This is a genomic window from Sphaerisporangium siamense (assembly GCF_014205275.1).
GTDB classification, from domain to species: Bacteria; Actinomycetota; Actinomycetes; order Streptosporangiales; family Streptosporangiaceae; genus Sphaerisporangium; species Sphaerisporangium siamense.
On sequence record NZ_JACHND010000001.1, the window covers coordinates 865,276 to 885,493 of the forward strand.

General features: G+C 71.6%; 16 protein-coding genes. 10 read left to right on the forward strand and 6 right to left on the reverse strand.

The genetic code is table 11. From position 1 onward, the window contains the following. Positions 1-80 precede the first annotated feature (80 nt). A complete protein-coding gene (locus BJ982_RS03915) occupies positions 81-1,310 on the reverse strand; it encodes an MFS transporter (RefSeq protein ID WP_184876630.1) in 1,230 nt (409 codons plus the stop codon). A 123-nt stretch (positions 1,311-1,433) separates the two neighbouring features. On the opposite strand from BJ982_RS03915, the gene BJ982_RS03920 reads away from it, so the two are divergent. The 3 genes from BJ982_RS03920 to BJ982_RS03930 all read left to right on the forward strand — a co-directional run bounded on the left by BJ982_RS03920 (position 1,434) and on the right by BJ982_RS03930 (position 3,851). Then, positions 1,434-2,150 carry an ArsR/SmtB family transcription factor gene (locus BJ982_RS03920; RefSeq protein ID WP_184876632.1) on the forward strand — a complete coding sequence of 239 codons (717 nt, stop codon included), beginning with the start codon at positions 1,434-1,436 and terminating at the stop codon, positions 2,148-2,150. A gap of 202 nt (positions 2,151-2,352) precedes the next feature. Then, entirely contained in the window at positions 2,353-2,775 is a 423-nt protein-coding gene (locus BJ982_RS03925) for a helix-turn-helix domain-containing protein (protein ID WP_184876634.1), read from the forward strand. Positions 2,776-3,122: 347 nt separating this feature from the next. After that, complete coding sequence (locus tag BJ982_RS03930) at positions 3,123-3,851, forward strand: DUF1707 SHOCT-like domain-containing protein (protein ID WP_184876635.1); 729 nt, start codon at positions 3,123-3,125, stop codon at positions 3,849-3,851. Between the two features lie 32 nt (positions 3,852-3,883). On the opposite strand, the gene BJ982_RS03935 is transcribed toward BJ982_RS03930, so the two are convergent. After that, a complete protein-coding gene (locus BJ982_RS03935) occupies positions 3,884-4,597 on the reverse strand; it encodes an SRPBCC family protein (RefSeq protein WP_184876637.1) in 714 nt (237 codons plus the stop codon). 237 nt (positions 4,598-4,834) lie between these two features. On the opposite strand from BJ982_RS03935, the gene BJ982_RS03940 reads away from it, so the two are divergent. From BJ982_RS03940 to BJ982_RS03950, 3 genes are all read left to right on the forward strand, one after another. Beyond that, entirely contained in the window at positions 4,835-6,016 is a 1,182-nt protein-coding gene (locus BJ982_RS03940) for an MBL fold metallo-hydrolase (RefSeq protein WP_184876639.1), read from the forward strand. 46 nt (positions 6,017-6,062) lie between these two features. Next, on the forward strand, positions 6,063-6,236 hold the full coding sequence (locus BJ982_RS03945) for a hypothetical protein (RefSeq protein ID WP_184876641.1): 174 nt from the start codon (positions 6,063-6,065) through the stop codon (positions 6,234-6,236). A gap of 65 nt (positions 6,237-6,301) precedes the next feature. Next, a complete protein-coding gene (locus BJ982_RS03950; RefSeq protein WP_221482271.1) occupies positions 6,302-6,850 on the forward strand; it encodes a hypothetical protein in 549 nt (182 codons plus the stop codon). Here BJ982_RS03950 and BJ982_RS03955 read toward each other — a convergent pair. From BJ982_RS03955 to glyA, 3 genes are all read right to left on the reverse strand, one after another. Next, complete coding sequence (locus BJ982_RS03955) at positions 6,838-9,276, reverse strand: HelD family protein (protein ID WP_239123239.1); 2,439 nt, start codon at positions 9,274-9,276, stop codon at positions 6,838-6,840. The genes BJ982_RS03950 and BJ982_RS03955 overlap by 13 nt on opposite strands. Before the next feature lie 149 nt (positions 9,277-9,425). Next, positions 9,426-13,292 carry a non-ribosomal peptide synthetase gene (locus BJ982_RS03960; RefSeq protein WP_184876645.1) on the reverse strand — a complete coding sequence of 1,289 codons (3,867 nt, stop codon included), beginning with the start codon at positions 13,290-13,292 and terminating at the stop codon, positions 9,426-9,428. 287 nt (positions 13,293-13,579) lie between these two features. Next, a complete protein-coding gene (gene glyA, locus BJ982_RS03965) occupies positions 13,580-15,034 on the reverse strand; it encodes a serine hydroxymethyltransferase (RefSeq protein WP_239123236.1) in 1,455 nt (484 codons plus the stop codon). A gap of 823 nt (positions 15,035-15,857) precedes the next feature. Between glyA and BJ982_RS03970 the strand changes: the two genes are divergently transcribed. Next, entirely contained in the window at positions 15,858-16,370 is a 513-nt protein-coding gene (locus BJ982_RS03970) for a superoxide dismutase family protein (protein ID WP_184876647.1), read from the forward strand. Between the two features lie 286 nt (positions 16,371-16,656). Here BJ982_RS03970 and BJ982_RS03975 read toward each other — a convergent pair whose 3' ends face one another. Next, on the reverse strand, positions 16,657-17,592 hold the full coding sequence (locus tag BJ982_RS03975) for a LysR family transcriptional regulator (RefSeq protein ID WP_184876649.1): 936 nt from the start codon (positions 17,590-17,592) through the stop codon (positions 16,657-16,659). A gap of 134 nt (positions 17,593-17,726) precedes the next feature. On the opposite strand from BJ982_RS03975, the gene BJ982_RS03980 reads away from it, so the two are divergent. From BJ982_RS03980 to BJ982_RS03990, 3 genes are all read left to right on the forward strand, one after another. Further along, on the forward strand, positions 17,727-19,109 hold the full coding sequence (locus tag BJ982_RS03980; RefSeq protein ID WP_184876651.1) for an MFS transporter: 1,383 nt from the start codon (positions 17,727-17,729) through the stop codon (positions 19,107-19,109). Then, on the forward strand, positions 19,106-19,762 hold the full coding sequence (locus BJ982_RS03985; RefSeq protein WP_184876653.1) for a cysteine hydrolase family protein: 657 nt from the start codon (positions 19,106-19,108) through the stop codon (positions 19,760-19,762). The genes BJ982_RS03980 and BJ982_RS03985 overlap by 4 nt, the downstream gene beginning before the upstream one ends. A gap of 151 nt (positions 19,763-19,913) precedes the next feature. Further along, entirely contained in the window at positions 19,914-20,084 is a 171-nt protein-coding gene (locus tag BJ982_RS03990; protein ID WP_184876654.1) for a hypothetical protein, read from the forward strand. The last annotated feature ends 134 nt before the right edge of the window (positions 20,085-20,218 follow it).

A 20,218-nucleotide genomic window follows, 5' to 3' on the forward strand; every position in this document is an offset into this window, starting at 1 on the left:
CTGAGGTCCCGAAGTCCTGAGACTTCGAGGGCCGGAGCGGTTCCGCGGTGCCCCGCGGGCCGGGCGCGCCGTGACCGTCGTCACCGGGTGCGCCCGGCCCAGCGCGCGAGCGCGGGCACGGGCAGCGAGACCGCCACGAAGACGGCCGCCACCAGCAGCCACCCGCCCGCCGCGAACGTCGTCAGCGCCAGCGTGAACACCGCCGGCGCGAACATCTGCACCGTGGCCGTGGCCGCCTCCGACGCCCCCTGGTAGGCGCCCCGCGCGTCCTCTCTCATCAGGGCCACCGACAGGCCCCAGCTCCCCCCGACGTAGCCCAGCTCGCCGGCCAGGTGGAACAGCGCCGCGGCCATCACCACCGCGATCCCCCACGCGCCCGAGCCCCCGCCCGTGGTGGCGAGCAGGACGCAGCTCACGGCGAGGAAGACGCCCGCCCAGACGACGGTGCGGGCCGCGCGGGCGACCGTCTCGGTGAACCGGGTCACGAAGATCTGCAGCGCGGCGATCCCCGCCGAGCCGGCGAACACCACCGCGCCGCTGAGCCAGAGCGGCAGCCGTGTGGACCCGGCGATCCACAGCGGCAGCCCGGTCGAGACCATGGCCCAGCACAGCGACAGCAGCGACGTCACGCCCATGACGGCCAGGTAGGGACGGTCGCGCAGCACCAGCCCGGCCCGCGGGCGGCTCTCCCGCGCCGGGCGCGCGGGCGTGGCGGGGACCGCGAGCGTCAGCGTGGCGAGCACCGCGAAGCTCGCGGCGTTCGCCACGACGGCCACGACGTATGCCGAGGCGTCGTCGGCCGCCAGCACCACCGAGCCCGCCGCGGCCCCGAGCGCGTACCCCACGTGCTGGGCGACGCGCTGCCGCGCCAGCGCCGCCACGCGCGCCTCGGTCCCGGGCACCAGGGCGGCGACCAGCGCGGTGCGCACGGCGGTCGCGCCGTTGGCCGGGCCCACGAACACGGCGGTGACCAGCACGAACACCCACATGTCCGCGGGAAGCGCGTAACAGGCCATCGCCACGCCGCGCACGACCGTGACCGACACCAGGACCAGGCGGGCGTCGAACCGGTCGGCCAGGGCGCCGAGCGGGATCGCCATGGCGAGGCCGAGCCCGCCCGCGACCGCCATGGCCGCGCCGACCGCGACGGGCGGCATGTGCAGGACGCGGGTGAAGTACAGCGCCCAGATGGTGAACCACAGGCCGTCCCCGAGCGCGGAGACGCCCCGCCCCCACAGCAGGCGCCGCAGCCCCGCCGCCGTGCGGGCCTCGTCCCGGCGCTCGTCCCCCCGGCTCGGCGCGACGACCATGGCACATCCACCTTTCAGGTTTACGTTAAAGATGAACGTAACCGTCGACCTGCCCGTCAAACAGCCATCCTTCAGGATTTCGTGAAGCTTGATAGGCTGAGGCATGAGAGGAGGGGGTGTGCGATGAGCGGATGGGTCGACTCGCGCGAGCCCGTCCTCGCGTCCGTCATCGCCCTGACCCGCGAGCTGGCCGACCCCGTGCGCCTCACCGCGCTCCAGCTCCTGTCCGCGGAAGGGCCGCACACGCTCACCCAGCTCGCCGACGCGCTCGGCGTGTCCGCGCCGCGCCTCGGCAATCATCTCGCGCGGCTGCGCGAGAGCGGGCTGGTCACGGCCGTGCGCACCGGCAGGCACGCCGTCTACCAGGTGGCCTCCCCCGGCCTCGCCGACGTGCTCGCCGCCCTGGCCAGGTACGCGCACACCGACCTCGCCGCGACCGCCGGGTGGCGGGCGACCGCGCGCGACCTCGCCCACACCTGCTACGACCACGCGGCCGGGCTGCTCGGCGTCACCCTGTTCGCCACGCTCGTCGAGCGGGGCGCCCTGCAGCCGCCCGACGGCCGCGACAGCGCGCTCGCCCTCGGGCGCGACACGTCCCTGTTCGCCGCGCTGGGCGTGGACCTGGACGCGGTGCGCCCCGGGCGCCGCAAGCTCGCCACCGCCTGCCTGGACCGCACGCACCGCCTGCCCCATCTCGGCGGCGTCCTCGGCAAGGCCGTGCTCGACGCGTTCGTCGCGCGCGGGCTGGTGACGCCGGCGGAGGGCGCGCGCGAGCTCACCGTCACCCCGCGCGGCGCGGCCGAGCTGCCGTCCCTGCTGCCCGGTTTCACCGCGCCGTGACGCCCGCGGGCTTCCATCCGGTTATCCGTCTTTCACCGCATAACCGCCCATAACTCTATTTCCGGTTTTCAGCGCGGCGTCAGGGCCGCGAACCGCGCGGAAGTCAGGTAAACATGACCGGTGCCGGTCTATGTTGGCCGTTCAGGAATTCCGTACGGTCGAGGAGATGAGGAAAGTCAGGGTCAGAGAGTATGTCCGCCGGTTGAGCAATGGCCGGCTGGTCACCGTCAGAGCCCATATCCGCCGGCTGCCCACCCGCACCGTCATCACCGCGGGTGCGGTCCTCACGGCGTTCGCCATAATCGTGCTGGTCATCTCCGCGCTGCTGCCCGACTCCACGCCCGAGCCGTCCGGCGTGGCCGCGCGGTCCCAGACCACCGCCGCGCCCGCCCCGGTGACGCGCGCCTACCTGGCCGCCGAGCTGCGGCGCCTGCGCGAGGGCGCCGGGCTGTCCCTCGCCAACGCCGGGCGGCGCGCGGGCATCGACGAGCAGCGCGTCACCCGCATCGAGAGCGGCGGCGTCCGTCCCACCGCCCGCGACGTCTCCGCACTGTGCGAGGCGTACGAGCTGTCCGCCGAGGAGCGCAACCGGCTGATGTTCGTGCAGTACCAGCTCGACCGCTGAACCACCCCGGCGATGCCGTGTCGTTGTCGGGGTCACTCCCGGGACGGCGGGGCGCAGGTGTCCCGGGCGGCCCGCCCGCGCGGCGCCGTCCGGGACACCGCTCACGCCGGCGGGCCCGTACGGCGAGTGGCCGGAGTAAGCCGGGTTCGGCTCATAAAAGTGGCGAATCCATCTCGAAGCACGGAGAAACCATCTAAGGTTTCCGAGTTCGGCACCCGCGCTTCGGGCCGGCCCCGCCGACTCGTCGGTGGCAGCCCGGGGGTTCACGGCGATCGTGACGGTTTGCGTAATCTCCGGACATATGGCGTGACATATCAATATTTCACCGGATCCTGGAGAGGGTAACCATGGTGCACGGCAACCCGAACCTTCGCGCCGACGACGCCGACCGCGACCAGGTCACCGCCCTCCTCAGCGAGGCGTACGGAACCGGCCGGCTCACCCGCGAAGAGCTGGACGACCGCCTCGAACGCACCCAGACCGCCCGCTACCGCGGCGACCTCCAGGACCTCGTCAGAGACCTCCAGGCCACCCCTTACCCGCCGTCCCACCCCCAGCGACACACCCCCTGGCAGCAGACCCCGCACATGCCGGACCCCCGCTCCCAGGGCGCCTACGCGCCGGGGTCGTATCCACCGGGCTCCCCCTCGCCGGGGCCGTACTCTCAGGGGCCATACGAACCAGGAGGGTACGCACAGACGCCGTACTCCCAGGGGCCGTACGCGCAGGGACCGGTCTCCCCGCAGGGGTCCCACCTACCGCCCGTGGGCGACTCCGGATACCAGGGCGAGCCGCTGCCGCCGTACCAGTTGCAACAGATCCTCGACCAGCAGATCACCCAGCGCCTCGCCATGGGCTGGCGCCTGGAGAGCCGGCACGGCTGGCAGGCCGTCCTGACCTACGGCGAGCCGCTCAACCCCGGAGTCCACGTCGCCCACGCCGCGATCACCGTCTTGACGTGCCTCGTGTGGGCCATCGTCTGGGCCGTCCACGCCAGTAAGTCGGGCATCCAGCGCCGCGAGCTGATCTCCATAGACGCCTGCGGCAACATCCACGTCCAACCCCTCCCCAAGTAAGCGCCAGCGCCCCGGGGTCGTGTGTCGCGAGGTCAGTGCCGACCGGAGCGGGCCTCGGCGGCGGTCTTGAGGTCGGCCAACCACGCGTCCAGACCCGGTGCGAGGTAGCGGATGGCGGTGTCCGGGTCGGCCTCGATCTGGTCGCCGGTCCAGCTCTCCTCGGTGCGGACGACGACGCCGCCCGTGACCTTGACGAAGTTCCAGACGTGGACGCCCCGGTCGATCCGCAGCCCCTCGCCGATCGCGGGCCCGGTCCAGCGGACGCACCTGTTCTGCTTGATCTGCTGGACGGTGGAGGTGATGACCAGGGTGGTGGCGGGCGTCGAGGGCGTGGCGGGCGCCGGAGTGGTCCACCGGAACCGCGACCCGTCCCGCAGCGGCCCCGGGTCCAGCCGCCTCATGCCGGTGACGGCCCCCTGCCACGAGGGCCAGCCCTCCACGTCGGTGTGCAACTTCCAGACGGTGCTCAGCGGCGCCTTGATGAAGGTCTCGGTCCGATGGCGCAGCTTCGCGGCCGGATCGATGCCCTCACCCCGACAGGTCAGCGAACCCGGGGCGACATGACCGGCCGTCGCCCTCTGACCGGCGGCGGCCGCACCGGCCGGTAGGGCGACGGCGCCAAGGAGCCCCGCGGCGACCAGCGGGATCGCGACGAGAGCGGAGCGCCGCGAGCCCCGGCGGAGGGATCGCGCGACGCCGGCCGGCGTCCGCCGGTTCGGCGCGGTGGAGGGGCTGGTGTCCATCATGACCGTTCTCCTCATTCCTTGGCTGACCCGAGGGGCGAGTTAGCACCACTCGCTTCAGTTAGAAGCTATAACACCCAGACCGCATGAGGCAACAGCGAAAGTGAGATGTTCTAACCGCGCCAGGTATCCTCCTCAGACACTGTGTCGCATCATCCGGCCCGCGATTAGAACACGGCGGGGGAAGTGCCCCGTGGCCTGGGGGACATAGCGTCGGCGGGCACATAAGGAAGTGGTCTCATGACGAATACCCCCGTGTCCCCCTGCTGCGCGACGCCCGAATCAGGCAGCTCGCGACGCAGCCTACTCAAGGCCGTCGGCGCGCTCGGCGGGGCGGGTGTGGCCTCCTTGGCCGGCGCCGCGCTCACCCCCGCCGCGGCGAACGCGGCATCGGCCCAGGCAGGGCCGGGCAAGCAGGACTGGTCCGGTACCAACGTGGTGCTGCTGGGCACCGGCGGCGGTCCGATCCCCATGACGGACCGGCAGATGACCTCGCAGGTCGTGGTGGTCGACGGTGCGGCGTACGTGGTCGACTGCGGGAGCGGCGTGGTCCGGCAGATGTACGCGGCCGGCGTGACCCATGGGATGCTGCGGGCGCTGTTCGTGACCCACTTCCACGCCGACCACTTCAGCGACTACCTGCCGCTGATGCTGTTCGGACGACCACTGCCCGGACAGCAGTACGGCTATGCCGGTCAGCTCCACGTCTACGGCCCGCCGTCACTGGGCCTGCCGCCCGGGGTGCCGATGCCGGGGGTGGAGCTGATCCAACCGGACAACCCGCACCCGGGCATGACCGACGTCCACAACGGAGTGCTGGCCGCGTTCGCCACCACGACGAACAGCCAGGGCATCAAGGCCGCGTTCGGACCGGATATCCGGGACCTCATCGTGCCCCACGACCTTTCGGTGAACGCGACGGCCGACCTGCCGTCACCGCCCCGGATGCGTCCCTTCACCGTGTACGAGGACAACCGCGTGCGCGTGAGTGCCACGCTGGTCAACCACTACTGGCCCTTCCCGGCGTTCGGCTTCCGGTTCGACACCGACCACGGCAGCGTCACGTTCTCGGGCGACACCACGCCGAGCGACAACCTCGTGGAGCTGGCCCGGAACACCGACGTGCTGGTGCACGAGATCATGGACGGTCAGAGCATGCTGGACCGCGGCATGGCGGAATTCATGGTGAAGGGTCTGCGCGGCTGCCACACCGACATCACGCAGATCGGTGATGTCGCCACGCGGGCCGGAGCGCGCACCCTCGCCCTGTCGCACATCGTGCCGCTCACGCTCTCCTCGCCCACGCCGCCGAAGATCCCGGTGGGGCACTGGCGGTCGACGATCAAGCGGGACTACGACGGCACCCTCGTGATCGGAGAAGACCTGCAGCGCGTGCGCGTGGGCCGGCGACCCGGACGATGAAGTTCATGGTCTCCGGCTGAACCAGGCCGGGAAAGGCCGGACGGGAGTGATCCCGTCCGGCCTGCGCGGGGCGCGGGGAGCCTCCGCGGCGGCCTGGCGGTACCGGGCGCGAGACGTCGTCCACGCCCCCGCCGAGGTCGTCGAGGTCACCGGGCCGTCCGAGCTGGTCGACCACATCCGCGCGCTCGCCGGCCGCTACACCCGCGCCGTGCCCTCGTGACCGCTGTGAAACGAATCACGGCCGAGGGCGCGAACCGGCGGCCGGGTTGCGCACTCTCACCTGACATGGAGACTTTCAGGAAACGGACCGCGTTCGGCGCTCTCGCGCGCGCCGCGGCGGTCACCGCGACGGTGGCCGCCGCGCTCGCCGTGGGGACGGTCACCGCCGACGCCGCCACGATCCCGAAGTTCACGCCGCCCAAGGTGTTCGGCACGACCTTCCAGCCGGACCCGCACCACGACTTCACCAAGCACATCTCGCCGCGGCACGACGGCGTCCTGCGCGGCTGGGTCACGCACTACCGCGCCGGGGTGGCGGAGTACAAGCCGATCAAGTGGGTGAAGGACAGGTCCGGCAACACCGAGGGCTGGTTCACCGGCCCGCCGGAGGGCGACGTCAGGGTGTACGCCTCGCCGGTCTCGTCGAAGGTGGCCTTCTACAGCGCCCTCGGATGCCGGAAGCAGAGCGAGCCGACCGTGAACCGGCAGAGTGTGGGCGACAAGCGCTGCGCGCGCGACGTGCTCGTGTCGCGCATGAAGGCGTACCCGCGCCCGGCACTGATCACCGTCTACAAGGGCAAGATCGTGAAGTTCCAGGAGATCTACACCCCCTGACCGGTGTCCCTGGGTTCGGCGCCGCCGGCGTGCGGGCCGTCGTCCGCGGCCTCCCGGAGTTCCGGCACGGCGTCGGCGATCTCGGCGGGCGGAGGACCCGGGTGCAGGACGCCGAGCCGCCGGGTGGCCCGCGTCATCGCCACGTACAGGTCGTTACGGCCGCGCGGTGACGCGGCCAGGATCGCGGCCGGGTCGGCGATCAGCACCGCGTCGAACTCCAGCCCCTTGGCCTGCCTGACCCCGAGGACGACGACGGGGGCCGTCAGATCGGGATCCGCGCCGAAGGCCGCCCCGGGCACCGCGGCGCGGACGGCGGCGACCAGCTCGTCGCGCCGGCCGTCCGGGACGATCACCGCGAGCCGTCCACCGCGCAGCGCCGCCGCCTCGCGGGCCGCGTGGCGGGCCAGCACCGCGGGCAGGTCGCGGGCGGCTGCGCGCCACGGGAGCACACCCGTCCTGCGCACCGACCGCGGGGGCGCCGCCTCGACGCCGAGGTCCGCGGCGAGGCCGGCGGCGGCGTCCATGATCTCCGCCGGGGTGCGGTAGTTCACCGACAGCCGGGCCAGGCGCCACCGGTCGCCCGCGTACGGGCGCAGCACCTCGTCCCACGACGTCGCGCCGGCCGCGTCCGACGTCTGGGCCAGGTCGCCGACCAGCGTCATCGACCTGCCGGGGCAGCGCCTCATCACCATGCGCCACGCCATCGCCGACAGCTCCTGCGCCTCGTCCACGATCACGTGCCCGAAGGTCCAGGTGCGGTCCACGGCCGCCCGTTCGGCCACCGTCGCGTCCCCGGACTCCTCGTGCCGGTCGGCGAGCCGCCGGGCGTCCAGCAGGTCCCCGGCCGTGAGGACCTCCCCGTCGTCGTCGGCGGCGGCGATGTCCAGGACGCCCTGGGCGTAGGCGACCCGCCGGGCACGATCCCGTGCCGCCCGTGCCCGTTCCGCCCGGTCGTCCACGCCGAGCAGTTCGGCCGCCTCGTCCAGCAGCGGCACGTCCGCCGTGCTCCAGCCGCCCGGCGCCCGGACCAGGGACGCCCGCTCGGCCTCGTCCAGCCCCGGGGCGACGGCGGCGAGCCGGCGCGGGTCGGAGAACAGGTCCTCCAGCAGGCGCCGTGGCGTCAGCGCGGGCCACAGCGCGTCCAGCGCCCGCCGCACGGCGGGATCCGACGCGAGGGCGCGGCGCAGGTCGCGGACGTCGTCCTCGCCGCCGATCTCCTGCCGGGGCGTCTCGGGCTCCTCCGGCAGGCCCAGGGCGGCGAGGTCGGCCCGCACGGCGCGGTCCACGTCCGCCTCGGCGAGGATCCCGGCCACGTCGGCCTCGATGCGGTCGGCCAGCTCACGGGTCCGCTCGGCGAGGCGGCGCGCGAGGTGGCCGACGAGCGTGGCGACGAACCCCGGGCGCGCCTGGTTGTGCGGCAGGCGGGAGGCACGCGCCCGCGCGGCGGCCCGCGCGATGACCTCGGGCTCCAGGACGAGGGTCTCGGTGTCGAACTCGACGCGGACCTCGGCGCCGGGCGGCGCCTGGTATTCGCGCACGGCCGCCGCCAGCACCTCGGCCATCACCGCGCGGCCCTTGACCTCCGCCGCCGGCTCGGCGCGGTCCGCGCGGACGCCGGGGAACAGGTCGGCGACGGTGGCCGACAGCACGCCGGTCTCCCCCAGGCCGGGCAGCACCTGGCCGATGTAGCGGAGGAACGTGGGGTTCGGGCCGATGACCAGCACCCCTTGGGACGCCAGCCGGGGACGGTCGTAGAGCAGGTAGGCGGCGCGGTGCAGCGCCACCGCCGTCTTGCCGGTGCCGGGGCCGCCCTGCACCACCAGCACCCCGCGATGGTCGGAGCGGATGACCGCGTCCTGCTCCGCCCGCAGGGTCGCCACGACGTCGGGCATCCGCCCGGTACGCCCGGTGTTCAGCGCGGCCAGCAACGCCGCCTCCCCGGCCAGGGTTTCCGCCGCCGGGGCGTCGCCGTCCTCGCCGAGGGTCTCGTCGTCCACGCTCACCACGCGGCGTCCCCGGGTGAGGATGTGGCGCCGCCGCCGTACGTCCTTCGGGACGGCCGGGGTGGCCACGTAGAAGGGGCGGGCGGCGGGGGCGCGCCAGTCCACGAGCAGCGGGTCGCCGTCTCCGGACTCCGGCCACAGCCCGATCCTGCCGATGTAGCGCCGCTCGCCCCCGCCGAGGTCGAGTCGGCCGAAGCACAGCCGGTTCTCGGCCGCGTCGAGCCGGGCCAGCCTCCGGGTGTGCTCGCCGAACGCGACATCCCGTTCCGTGCGCGCCTGGGCCGTGCCGCCGGTGTCGTGCGACACCTCGGCCAGCCGGGCGCGTGTCTGGGCGCGCAGCGCGTCAAGCCGCCCGTAGAGCCGCGTCACGTACGCCTGCTCGTGCGCGGTCTGGTCGCCGTGTTCCGGGTCTTGTGAAGTCACCGTCTTGTCGCCTTGTCCTGGGAGCGGTTTCCGAAGCCCGTCCAGCGTGCGGCGGCAATTCAGGAAATAGCAGTCTTGTTCTTGCGACGCGCGTGAGCCGCCCGGCATCGCAGCAGGTCAGAGCGACCCATGCCGAGCGGCCCGCGCGGTCACCTGCCGTCGGGCGGCGGCACCTCCAGCGTGCCGAGGCGGCGAGCGGGGTCGGACGCCATCTGGTCCAGCACCGAGCGGAACCCGGCGGCGACCCTTTCGGCCGTGTCCTGGTCGAGAAGATGCCGCTGGTACTGCAGGATCATGCGGCCCGCCTCGACCACCAGGGTCAGCGGGTAGCTGTTGCCGCCGATCGAGTCCACCCCGGTCAGCTCGACTCCTCCGGCGCCCGCGTCGTCCTCGCGGTTCCACAGGTAGGACTGGAACGCCACGAGCGTGTCGAAGAGCGTGTCGAAACCCGCCGCCCGCTGGATCTCGCCCAGGCTGTGGTGGTGATGGTCCAGCAGCGCGATCTGCCGGGCCTGCAAGCCGGTCAGCAACTCGGCCACCGTCGCGTCCGGCGCGCGGCGGACGCGTACCGGGATGGTGTTGATGAACAGGCCCACCATCCCGTCCACCTCCGCCAGCGTCCCGGGCCTGCCGGAGACGACGGCGCCGAACACGACGTCCTCCCGCCCCGTCAGCGCCGAGACCAGCACGGCCCAGGCGCCCTGCACCAGCGTGTTCAGCGTCACGCCCAGCTCGGCGCACCGCCTGCCGTACGCCCGGGCGTCCGCCACGGACACCGGGAGAACGACCTCTCCGACACCGCCCGGCGCTTCCTCCGCGGCGGCGCGCGGGGCGGCGAGCGCCGGGAGCACGGTGGTGGGGCCGTCCACGCCCGCGAGTTCCTCGGCCCACGCCTTGGCGCTCGCCTCACGGTCCTGCCGCGACAGCCAGGCCAGGAAATCACGGTACGGCCGGGCGGGCGGCAGCGCGGAGGCGTCCCCGTCCGCCGCGTAGAGCTTGACGAGGTCCCGCCCCAGCACGTGCTCCGACCAGCCGTCGATCAGCACGTGGTGGATCGTGAGCACGAGCGCCGTACGGCCGGGGCCCAGCCGGACCAGCGTCATACGGAGCAGCGGAGCCGTGCCGGGCGCGAACCTGGACACCTCGTCCTCGGCGAGGAACCGCCGGAACGCCTCGTCCCGCTCGTCCTCGGCGAGTTCTCCCAGGTCCAGGTGCTTCCAGGGCAGTTCGACGCCGTCCACCACGATCTGCACCGTGTCGCCGAGCTCGTCCTCGACGAACGCGACACGCAGGTTGGGGTGACGCTCCAGGACGGCCTGCGCCGCGGCCCGCATCCTCACCGGGTCCACCTCGCCGGACAGGTGGTAGACCGTCTGCAGGTGGTAGGCGTCGTGACCGCTGTCGTTCAGCATCGACTCGAACAGCATGCCCGCCTGCAACGGCGTAACCGGCCACACATCCGAGATGTGCGGATGGTCCTGGCCCCAGTAGTCCATGTCCTCCTGGCTGACCTCGACCAACGGCCCGGAACCGCGCCCGTCACCGCCCGGAATGCCGTCACCGCTCAGAACCCCGCCCGGGTCGCCGTCATCCCCGTGCGAGTTCCCGGCCGCTGTGCCGTTGACGGGCGCGTCCCCCACGGTCGCCTTCCCGACGACCGCGACCGCGCCCCCGATGGCCGCGGGCTCCGTGGCCGTGTCCGTGACGCTCGCGGCCAGGTCGGCCAGAGTGCGCGACTGGAGCACCTGCTTGGCGGTGATGTGCAGGCCGTAGGCGCGGGCGCGGCTGGTGAGCTGGATCGCGCGGATGCTGTCACCGCCGAGTGCGATGAACTCGTCGTCCAGCCCGACCCGTTCCACCTCCAGCACGTGCGCCAGCACCTGGGCCAGGGTCTTCTCCACCGCCGAGCGCGGCGCGCGATACCCCGTACCCGTCCCGCCGAGCCGCGGGTCGGGTAACCCGCCCCGGTCCAGCTTGCCGTTGGGCGTCAACGGCAGGCGTTCCATCACCACGAACGCCGCGGGCACCATGAACGCCGGCAAGCGTGTGGCCGCGTAAGCCCGTAAGTTCTCGACATCCACCTCTGTGGACGTGGCGGGGACGATGTAGGCGGCCAGGCGGCCCTGACGGGCCATCACCGCGACCTGAGCCACCGACTGGTGGGCGCGCAGCACCGCCTCGATCTCGCCCAGCTCCACCCGAAGCCCGTTGATCTTGACCTGGAAATCCGCCCGGCCCAGTAACTCCACCAACCCATCGGCCCCGAACCGTGCCACATCGCCGGTCCGGTACAACCGCTCGCCCACCACCGGCCCATACGACCAGTCGTCGATGAAACGCTCGGCGGTCTGCTCCGGCCGGCCCAGATACCCCCGCGCCAGCCCCACCCCCGCCAGATACAACTCCCCGGCCACGCCTGGGGGCACCGGCCGCAGCGACCCGTCCAGGATGTACACCCGCTGATTGGCCATCGGCCGCCCGTAAGGAATACTCCGCCAGCTCGGGTCCACCCGATCCACCTCGAAGATCGTCGAATGGATCGACGCCTCGGTCGCCCCGCCCATCACCACGAACCGCACCTGCGCCGCCCACACCCGCACCCGCCCCGGCAATGGCACCGGCACCCAATCCCCACCCAGCAACACCAACCGCAGTGCCAGGCCCGGCGGCGCGTTCTCCCCAGCGGCCGAGCCGAGACCCGCCTGCTCCAGGTGGTCGATCAGCAGGCCCAGCAGGGCCGGAGCCGAGTTCCAGATGGTGATGTGCTCGCGGGTCAGCAACTGCGCCCAGTGGGCGGGGTCCTTGGCGTGGGAAGCCTCCGGGATGACGACCCGGCCGCCGGCGATGGTCAGCCCCAGGAACTCATACACCGACATGTCGAAACTCGGCGAGGACAGGGCCAGCACCGCGTCCCACGGCCCCACCTGGAACCGCGTGTTCAGATCGGCGAGATTGTTCATCACCCCCCGATGCCGCAACGCGATCGGCTTGGGCTCCCCCGTCGACCCGGAAGTATGAATGATGTAGCACAAATCCTCAGGGCCAGAGGTGGGCCCCAGGTCGTCATCCGGCTGAGCGGCCAGTAAGGCCGTATCCCGATCGAGCAACAACAGCCGCCCGCCATCACCACCGGCGCCCGCACGGGGCAGACCGGCACCATCCACGACGCCCGCACCGGCCGCTTCAGCGGTCGCACCAGCGCCGAAGCCGGTGTCAGAGCCGTCGCCTGTGTCAGGCAGGTTGGCGGTCAAGCCTTCGCGGCTGATCATCACGGCGCACGCGGTGCCGGTCACCATCGTGGCGATCCGCTGGGCGGGGTAGTCCGGGTCCAACGGGACATACGCCCCGCCGGCCTTCAGCACCCCCAGAACCGCGACCAGCAGATCCACCGAACGGTCCAGGCACACCCCCACCCGCACATCCGGCCCCACACCACGCTCACGCAGATAGCGGGCCACACGGTTGGCGGCGGCGTTCACCTGCCGATAGCTGTACCTGTCCTGGCCCTGCACCACCGCGACCGCGTCAGGGGCACGCCGCACCTGCGCCTCGAACCCCTCGTGCAGGCACACCTCAGACGGCAGATCACAGGCGGTGGCATTCCACGCGACCAGCATCCGCTCCAGCTCGGCATCCCCCAGCAACCGCAACCGCGCCACCGCACGATCGGGAGAACGCCACGCCTCCTCCACCAGAGTCGCCACGTGCCCGAGCAGCCGTGCCGCCGTCCCGGCGTCGAACAACCCCGGGTCGTACCAGAGCTCCACCGCCACGCCCCCGCGCGCACCGGAACCCGCACGAACCACCAACTCCAGCTCATGCCCCGGCCCCGGGGACGCCGCCCCATCCCGCCCGGCGAACCGGATGGCCACCGGCCACCCTCCGGACCCGTCATCACCCTCGGCCGAGGCGATGACCTCGCCGCCACGCATCAACTCACGCAGCGACGGCTCACCGGTGAACACGAACCCCACCCGCGCGACCGACCCCGCGACCACCGGATCGACACGCTCCACCGCCTCAGCGGAATCGGGAACGGCAGGCCCCTCGTCCCCCGCACCCGCGACGTCATCCCGGCGGTGCAGAGCGACGTGATCCTGACCGGTATAGCGGGACAGCACGGCCGCGAACCCGGCCGTCAGCGCATCACGCCAGGACGCTGCTAAAAGCGAGATGTCCACACCTAGTTCGCCGTGCACCACGTCCGAACATCGGGGCGTCACGCCAGGGCGACGCGAGCGGTCGGTGGGCAACAGCACCAGAGGCCAAGAGAACGGGGTGGTGTCCTGGCGGGGGTCAGTGATCACTGGCCGGCTCCTCGTCCGTAGCGGTCATCGCTCCCATCGAACGGCAGCGGATGCCGTACGCACAATCTCCGCACGTCCGCGCGGACCTCGGCCGCCACCGCCGGATCGGTACGGAACTCGGTGTCGGACGACGCGGTGGTGGCCGTGAGCACGGCGTGCACGAGGCGGGCGCATTCGCGCATCTCCTGTGGGCCCATGCCCCGCTGGGCCAGGATGTTGGTCCCGAGCCGCAGCCCGCTGGTCACCAGCGGCGGCCGGACGTCCCCGGGGACGCGGTTGCGGTTGGCGAGGATTCCGCACTCCTCCAGCGCACGCTCGGCGACGACCCCCGTCAGCCCGCGCGCGGCGAGGTCGATCACGACCATGTGGTTGTCCGTGCCGCCGGTCAGGACCTCGTACCCGAGCCCGGACAGCTCCTCGGCGAGCGTCCGCGCGTCCTCCACGATCAGCCGTGCCACCCGCCTGAACCCCGGCCCGGACGCGATCGCGAACGCACGGGCCATCGCCGCGACCGTCGCGGGGCTCGGCGTCCCCTGCGACTGCGGGAAGACGGCCCGCTGCATCAGCCGGGACAGCGGCGTGCGCCCGTCCGGCCCAGGGCTCTCGTGCTCGCGCCCGCTGAGGATGATCCCGCCGCGCGGCCCGGCGAGCTGCTTGTACGTGCTGGTCGTCGTCACGTGGGCGACGTCGATCGGGCTCGGGTGCTCCCCGGAGACCACCAGCCCGGCGAGATGCGAGATGTCCGCCAGCAGGTACGCCCCCACCGAGTCGGCGATCTCGCGGAACCGCTCGAACTCGATCACACGCGGATAGGCGCTGGCCCCGGCGATCATCACCTGCGGCCGATGCTCCAAGGCCAGCTCCGCCGCCTGGCCGTAGTCGATGTATCCGGAGCGATCCAGCCCGTAGTGCACGGCGCGGTAATGACGCCCGGTCACCGACGCCCGGGACCCGTGGGTCAGGTGCCCGCCGGCGTCCAGGTCGAGGGCGAGCAGCGTCCCACCCGGCGGGAGCAGCGCCGCCAGCACCGCCAGGTTCGCCGAGGAGCACGAATGCGGCTGCACGTTGGCGTACCGCGCCCCGAACAGGACCTTGGCCCGCTCGACCGCCAGCGTCTCCACCTGGTCGAACTGCGCGGACCCGGGGTGGTATCGGGCCCCCGGATATCCCTCCACCGTCAGGTTGGACAGCACGGCCCCGCCCGCCGCCAGCACCGACAGGTCGGCGACGCTGGCCGAGGCGATCATCGCCAGCGTCGTGGCCTGCTGGCCCGCCTCGGCGTCCAGCAACCCGGCCAGCTCGGGGTCGTCGCGGTGCAGGGACTCCATGCCGATGCGCAGCAGCTCCGCCTGCTCGCTCACCGTCCCGATCAGGGCGGCCGGCTCATCCTCCGCGGAACCGGCGTCCATGCGTGCGGTCTCCACCGCCGCGGTGTTCATCCGACCGGCCATCTCCGGCACCCCATCTCACGCATTGAGAACGACATGGAAAGGCGAATAACATTCGGCCCGCCACCGCAGGAGAAGCTTACGTCGGGAGCATTGGATCGCACGAGCCCGCCACCGGAAACTTCCGCGAAAATCCGCACCCGCTTTCCGCGACAAGAACGACCGGCATCATCCCAGCTCAGCCCAGGTGACCCAGCACAACAAAGAACACGAAACCGACGAATGTACAAATAACTTGCAGCCGAACAGGCCACCCCCGAATACGACGATGAGACCCGGGCTCCCTTATGAGCGATATCGCGTAACCGGAATCGGGCCCCACCCATGAACCACCACCCCCAAGCCCCCGGGATCCCCCCTCCCTACGGCGACCAGGGGGCCAGAGACCTCGGGCGAAGGAGCCGCCGCCCGCGTCCGCGGTGACGAGGACCCGCCGAGGGCAGGTTCGGCTGCACGCCGAGATCTCCGCCCCCCGGCCGTCGGCGAGCCGGTCCAGACGATGCCACCACAGGCGGCGCCGGCGAGCCCCCACCGGCCACTCCCCTGGGATGTCGCCTGTCTTCCTAAAGCGCTGCACGATACGCGAAAGCGGAGCAATATTCATACATTCGCTCATTGTCGACACACCATTGAAGTTCCAATCGGACACCGACTCCCGGGATCTCCATAGCGCCGAACGAGTCATTAGCCGGTATGCGAGAGTTCCTGGAACACAGCCGGGCGACCGAGTACGGTGACTGTCATGCCTGGAAAAGTGCATCTTGCTTTAGTGGCCGCGTTGAGCGTGGGCGCGGCGGGTCTCGCTTTCGCCGGGACCGCCGAGGCTATGCTGGGTCAACCGGCGGCCGAGGCCATCATCAGGAATGTCGACGGCGCGAGCGTCGGCTCGCTCCGCATCGAACACAGGGATTCCAGCACGCCCAGGATCACCGTCGCCGTCCGGGGCCTCCCTGCCGGATATCACGGCTTCCACATTCACACGACGGGCGTCTGCGATCCCCGATCGATCGACCCGAACACCGGCAGCCCGTTCTTCAGCGCGGGCGGCCACTTCAACCTCGGCACCGGCTCACACCCCGACCACTCCGGCGACCTGCCGCCCCTCCTGGTGGGCGCGGACGGCACCGGCAGCGCGTCCTTCGTCACCGACCGGTTCCGTGCCAAGCAGCTCCTCGACACCGACGGCAGCGCCGTCATCGTCCACGCCCGCCCCGACAACCAGGCCAACATCCCCGACCGCTACCACAGCGCGGACGACAAGTCCGGCCCCGACGCCGACACCCTGAAAACCGGCGACGCCGGCGCCCGCCTGGCCTGCGGCGTAATCAAGAACCGCTGACGCCACCCATTCGGAACCGCGTTTCGACAGGCCGCGCCGCTCGATTTCCATCACCGCTCTGACCTGTGGAGGCACAAATCCCAGCCTGGGCAGGACTCAAGTCGGCCCAGTCATCAAAAGGATATCCACAGGTCAGAGGGCTGAATGGAACGACAATGACGCGCGTCTCCGATATTTCTCCAGTGGTGCACGTCGTAGCGTCGTCTTCACACCCACTCGACACGGAAATCGAATATCAATCTCCACGTCATCTTCCGCCTCGGCATGGACACCGCCGAGGCGGCGTTCAGCGTGGGATGGTCCAGTCCGGCGTCCAGGTTCCGGCGGCGTCATGGTCTGCCGTCGCGGCGGCGAGGTGGGCGCGGAGGGTGGCCATCGCGGGGTGAGGGTTGTCGCGGTGCCACAGGAGTGAGTGCGGGTAGACCGGCGTGGGGTCGGTCACCGGGATGCGGCGCAGGCCGTGGCCGGCGGGCCAGACGAGGCGGGTGTGCTCGCCCATGAACGTGGCCAGGGCCGGGGTGTCGGCGATGGTGTCGAGGAGCGCGTCGGAGCCGAAGTTGGGGCCGGTCGCCTCGATGGTGAGGCCGAACTCGGCGACCAGGTCGTCGTAGTAGGCGGCCCACTCCGTACCGGGGACGATGCCGGGCATCCAGATCCGGTGCCCGGCGAGCTGGGCCAGGCGCACCGACCGGGCGGACGCCAGCGCGTGCCCGGGGCCGGTGAGGAGCTGGAGCGGCTCGTCGAGCACCCGCACGGCCTCGATGTCCTCAGGCAGGGGCCGGCCCGGCACGGCGACGGCGCGGAAGGACGCGTCGATCACGCCGGACCGGATGGCGGCGACGGCCGTCTCGATGTCGAACAGCATCACCACGTCGAGCTCGATCTCGGGGCGCGCGCGGTGGAAGTCCCGCAGCAGGCCCGACGCCGCGCCGCGTGAGGCGATCATGTCGACGCGCAGCGGACGGCTGCCGGTGCGGACGGACGCGACCGCGCGCTCGGCGACCCGGAGCAGTTCGCGGGCGTGGGGCAGGAACGCCTGCCCGTCGATGGTGAGCTCGGCACCGCGCGGGGTGCGGGTGAACAGCCGTACGCCGAGGGTGCGCTCCAGCGCGGCGATGCGTTTCGAGACGGCCTGCTGGGTGACCGCCAGCTCGGCGGCGGCCTGCTGGAACTGCCCCGCGTCGGCGGCGGCGACGAAGGTCAGGACGGCGTCGAGGTCCATGCGGACACCCTAGGCGTACAACCACGGGTTGTGGCCTAGCGTCCTCGCGGTTGTTTGATCCCCTGGTCCGGCACGCGGTTCGATACTCGCGATCGCGGTTCGGTTGTGCGGGCGAGGGGCGAGGAGCGTCGGGCATGCGGAGCGGGCACCGGTTGGGGCGGCGGTTCGGGTGGCTCTGGGCAGCGTACGGGACCAGCGCCCTCGGCACGTGGCTCGCCTTCGGCGCGTTCCCGCTGATCGCCATCCAGGTGTTGCACGCCGGGCCGGCGGAGGTCGCGGCGTTGTCCTCCGTGGGGGCTTTGGTGGGCGCGGTCGTGGCGACGCCGCTCGGCCCGTGGGTGGAGTTCCGCCGCAAGCGGCCGGTGCTGATCGGGATGGACCTGGTACGGTTCGCGGCGCTGCTGACGATCCCCGCCGCGTTCGCGCTCGGCGTCCTCTCCTTCGTGCAACTCCTGCTGGTCTCGGTCATCGTCGCGGCGGCCGACATCACCTTCCGCGCCGCCTCCGGCGCGTACCTGAAGACGCTCCTCCCGGCCGAGCACCTGCTCGTCGCCAACGCCCGCTTCGAGTCCACATCCTGGACGACCACCATCATCGGACCACCGCTCGGCGGCGCCGCGATCGGAATCCTCGGCCCGGTGACCACAGTGCTGGCCGACGCGGTCAGCTACCTACTCTCGGCCCTGAGCATCCGCGCGACACGCGGCCGTGAGCCACGGCCCGAACGCCCGGAGGCCGCGCCCAAGCGGGCCGGAGGGAAGAGGGTGTCCACTACCCGCGGCACGCCACGGGACGTCTCGCGCGTACGGGCCAGCAGGAAGAAGGCGTCCCCTACCCGCGGCGCGCCCCAGGAGGCCCCGCGCATGCGGGCCGGGGACCTGCTCGACGGCTGGCGGTACATCCTCGCCGACGCGACGCTGCGTCCGCTGTTCTTCAACACCGCCTTGTTCAACGGCCTGGTGATGGCCATCGACGCACTGCTGGCCGTCCTGATGCTCGGCCGCCTCGGGTTCACGCCGTGGCAGTACGGCCTCGCCTTCGCCGCGCCCGCGCTCGGCGGACTGTTCGGTTCACGACTGGCCCGACCGCTCGCCACCCGCTTCGGACAGCACCGGGTCCTGGTCGTGTCCGGGACCCTGCGCGCGCTCTGGCCCATCGGCCTGGCCTTCCTGGGCCCGGGCACCGGAGGTCTGCTGCTGGTGATGGGCGTAGAACTCGGGCTCATCTTCTGCTGCGCTGTCTTCAACCCCGTCTACGCCACCTACCGCCTGGAGCGCAGCCCGACCGACCGGGTCTCCCGCACACTGTCCGCCTGGGCGGTGACGACGAAGGCCTCGACCGCACTCCTGACGGCCGTATGGGGCGTGCTGGGCACCCTGCTCGGCCCACGCACGGCCATCGCCCTGGCCGGCGTCCTCCTCCTGGCCACCCCCCTGCTACTCCCCCGACGCGCCCCGGCACCCCGCACCGAACAGGACCCGGCTCAGCACGCCCTGATCACCCAAGGAGAGAAATGACCGACACGCCCCCGGCACTCGACCCCCGGACGTCCGCACTACTCGTCATGGACTTCCAGCAGGGAATCCTGGCCTCGCTCCCCGGCCTGGCCGCCCCGGAAGCGCTGCTGTCACGAGTGGCCGGCGCCATCGCCGACATGCGCACACACGGCGCCACCATCGCCTACGTACGAGTCGCATTCACCGAAGCCGACTGGACGGCGATCCCACCGACCAACAAAACCTTCTCCTACCTCGGCCAACAGCGCCTCATGCACCACGCCGACCCCGCCACGGACATCCACCACCGCCTCGCCCCCGAGCCCGGCGACATCACCGTCCGCAAAACCCGCTACAGCGCACTCTCCACAACAGACCTGGACCGACGACTACGAGACCGCGAAATCACCACCCTGGTAATAGCCGGCATCACCACCACCGGTGCCGTCCTATCGACCGTCACCGACGCCGCCGACCGCGACTACCAGATCTACATCCTTTCCGACGCCATCACCGACCCCGACCCGCAGACCCACCAGACCCTGATGACGGGCATCTTCCCCAGACTGGCCCACATCATCGACACCACCGACCTGCACTCGCTCCTGCATGATGGCCGACCTCGAATTCATCCAGAAACAGCCGAAGATCCAAAAGGCCCAGCGGGAGCGTGAAAGACGCGCTGACAACGAAGAACCCCAGGCCAGAAGTATGACCCCGCACGTCCTTCACGTCCGGACATTCCTGCTTCACGACGGCGAGCATGTCGGCGTTGACGCATTCCTTCGGCCGGGACGACATCCCGCCGGCCGCGAGGTCGTCACCGTGGCCGTCCGCGACCTGGAGGCCATCCGCGCCGAGCTCGAACCGAACGGACGCATCGGCCGGACCCTGCTGTCCGACAGCAACCCGACCCCCGCCAACCTCGCCCGCGACGAGTGCCTAGACCTGCTGCGCGCGGCGCTCGCCGGGCTCCTCCCTCAGGACGCCTCATGATCCCCTGGTCGGAGGTCCTCACTCACTCCTGATCCAAGGGCTCACCAGCCAGTACGCCAGCAGCCAGGAACGCGACCTCATGGGGCGCTTCTGGCACCCACCCCGACCTGTCCTACCTCAACGCCCAGATGGAC

Coding starts and splice junctions, on each gene's coding strand:
- BJ982_RS03935 (WP_184876637.1), bottom strand. CDS start 4,597: ATGATGGACACCAGCCCCTCCACCGCGCCGAACCGGCGGACGCCGGCC.
- BJ982_RS03950 (WP_221482271.1), top strand. CDS start 6,302: ATGGAGACTTTCAGGAAACGGACCGCGTTCGGCGCTCTCGCGCGCGCC.
- BJ982_RS03985 (WP_184876653.1), top strand. CDS start 19,106: ATGACCGACACGCCCCCGGCACTCGACCCCCGGACGTCCGCACTACTC.
- BJ982_RS03980 (WP_184876651.1), top strand. CDS start 17,727: ATGCGGAGCGGGCACCGGTTGGGGCGGCGGTTCGGGTGGCTCTGGGCA.
- BJ982_RS03915 (WP_184876630.1), bottom strand. CDS start 1,310: ATGGTCGTCGCGCCGAGCCGGGGGGACGAGCGCCGGGACGAGGCCCGC.
- BJ982_RS03940 (WP_184876639.1), top strand. CDS start 4,835: ATGACGAATACCCCCGTGTCCCCCTGCTGCGCGACGCCCGAATCAGGC.
- BJ982_RS03920 (WP_184876632.1), top strand. CDS start 1,434: ATGAGCGGATGGGTCGACTCGCGCGAGCCCGTCCTCGCGTCCGTCATC.
- BJ982_RS03970 (WP_184876647.1), top strand. CDS start 15,858: ATGCTGGGTCAACCGGCGGCCGAGGCCATCATCAGGAATGTCGACGGC.
- BJ982_RS03975 (WP_184876649.1), bottom strand. CDS start 17,592: ATGGACCTCGACGCCGTCCTGACCTTCGTCGCCGCCGCCGACGCGGGG.
- BJ982_RS03930 (WP_184876635.1), top strand. CDS start 3,123: ATGGTGCACGGCAACCCGAACCTTCGCGCCGACGACGCCGACCGCGAC.
- glyA (WP_239123236.1), bottom strand. CDS start 15,034: ATGGCCGGTCGGATGAACACCGCGGCGGTGGAGACCGCACGCATGGAC.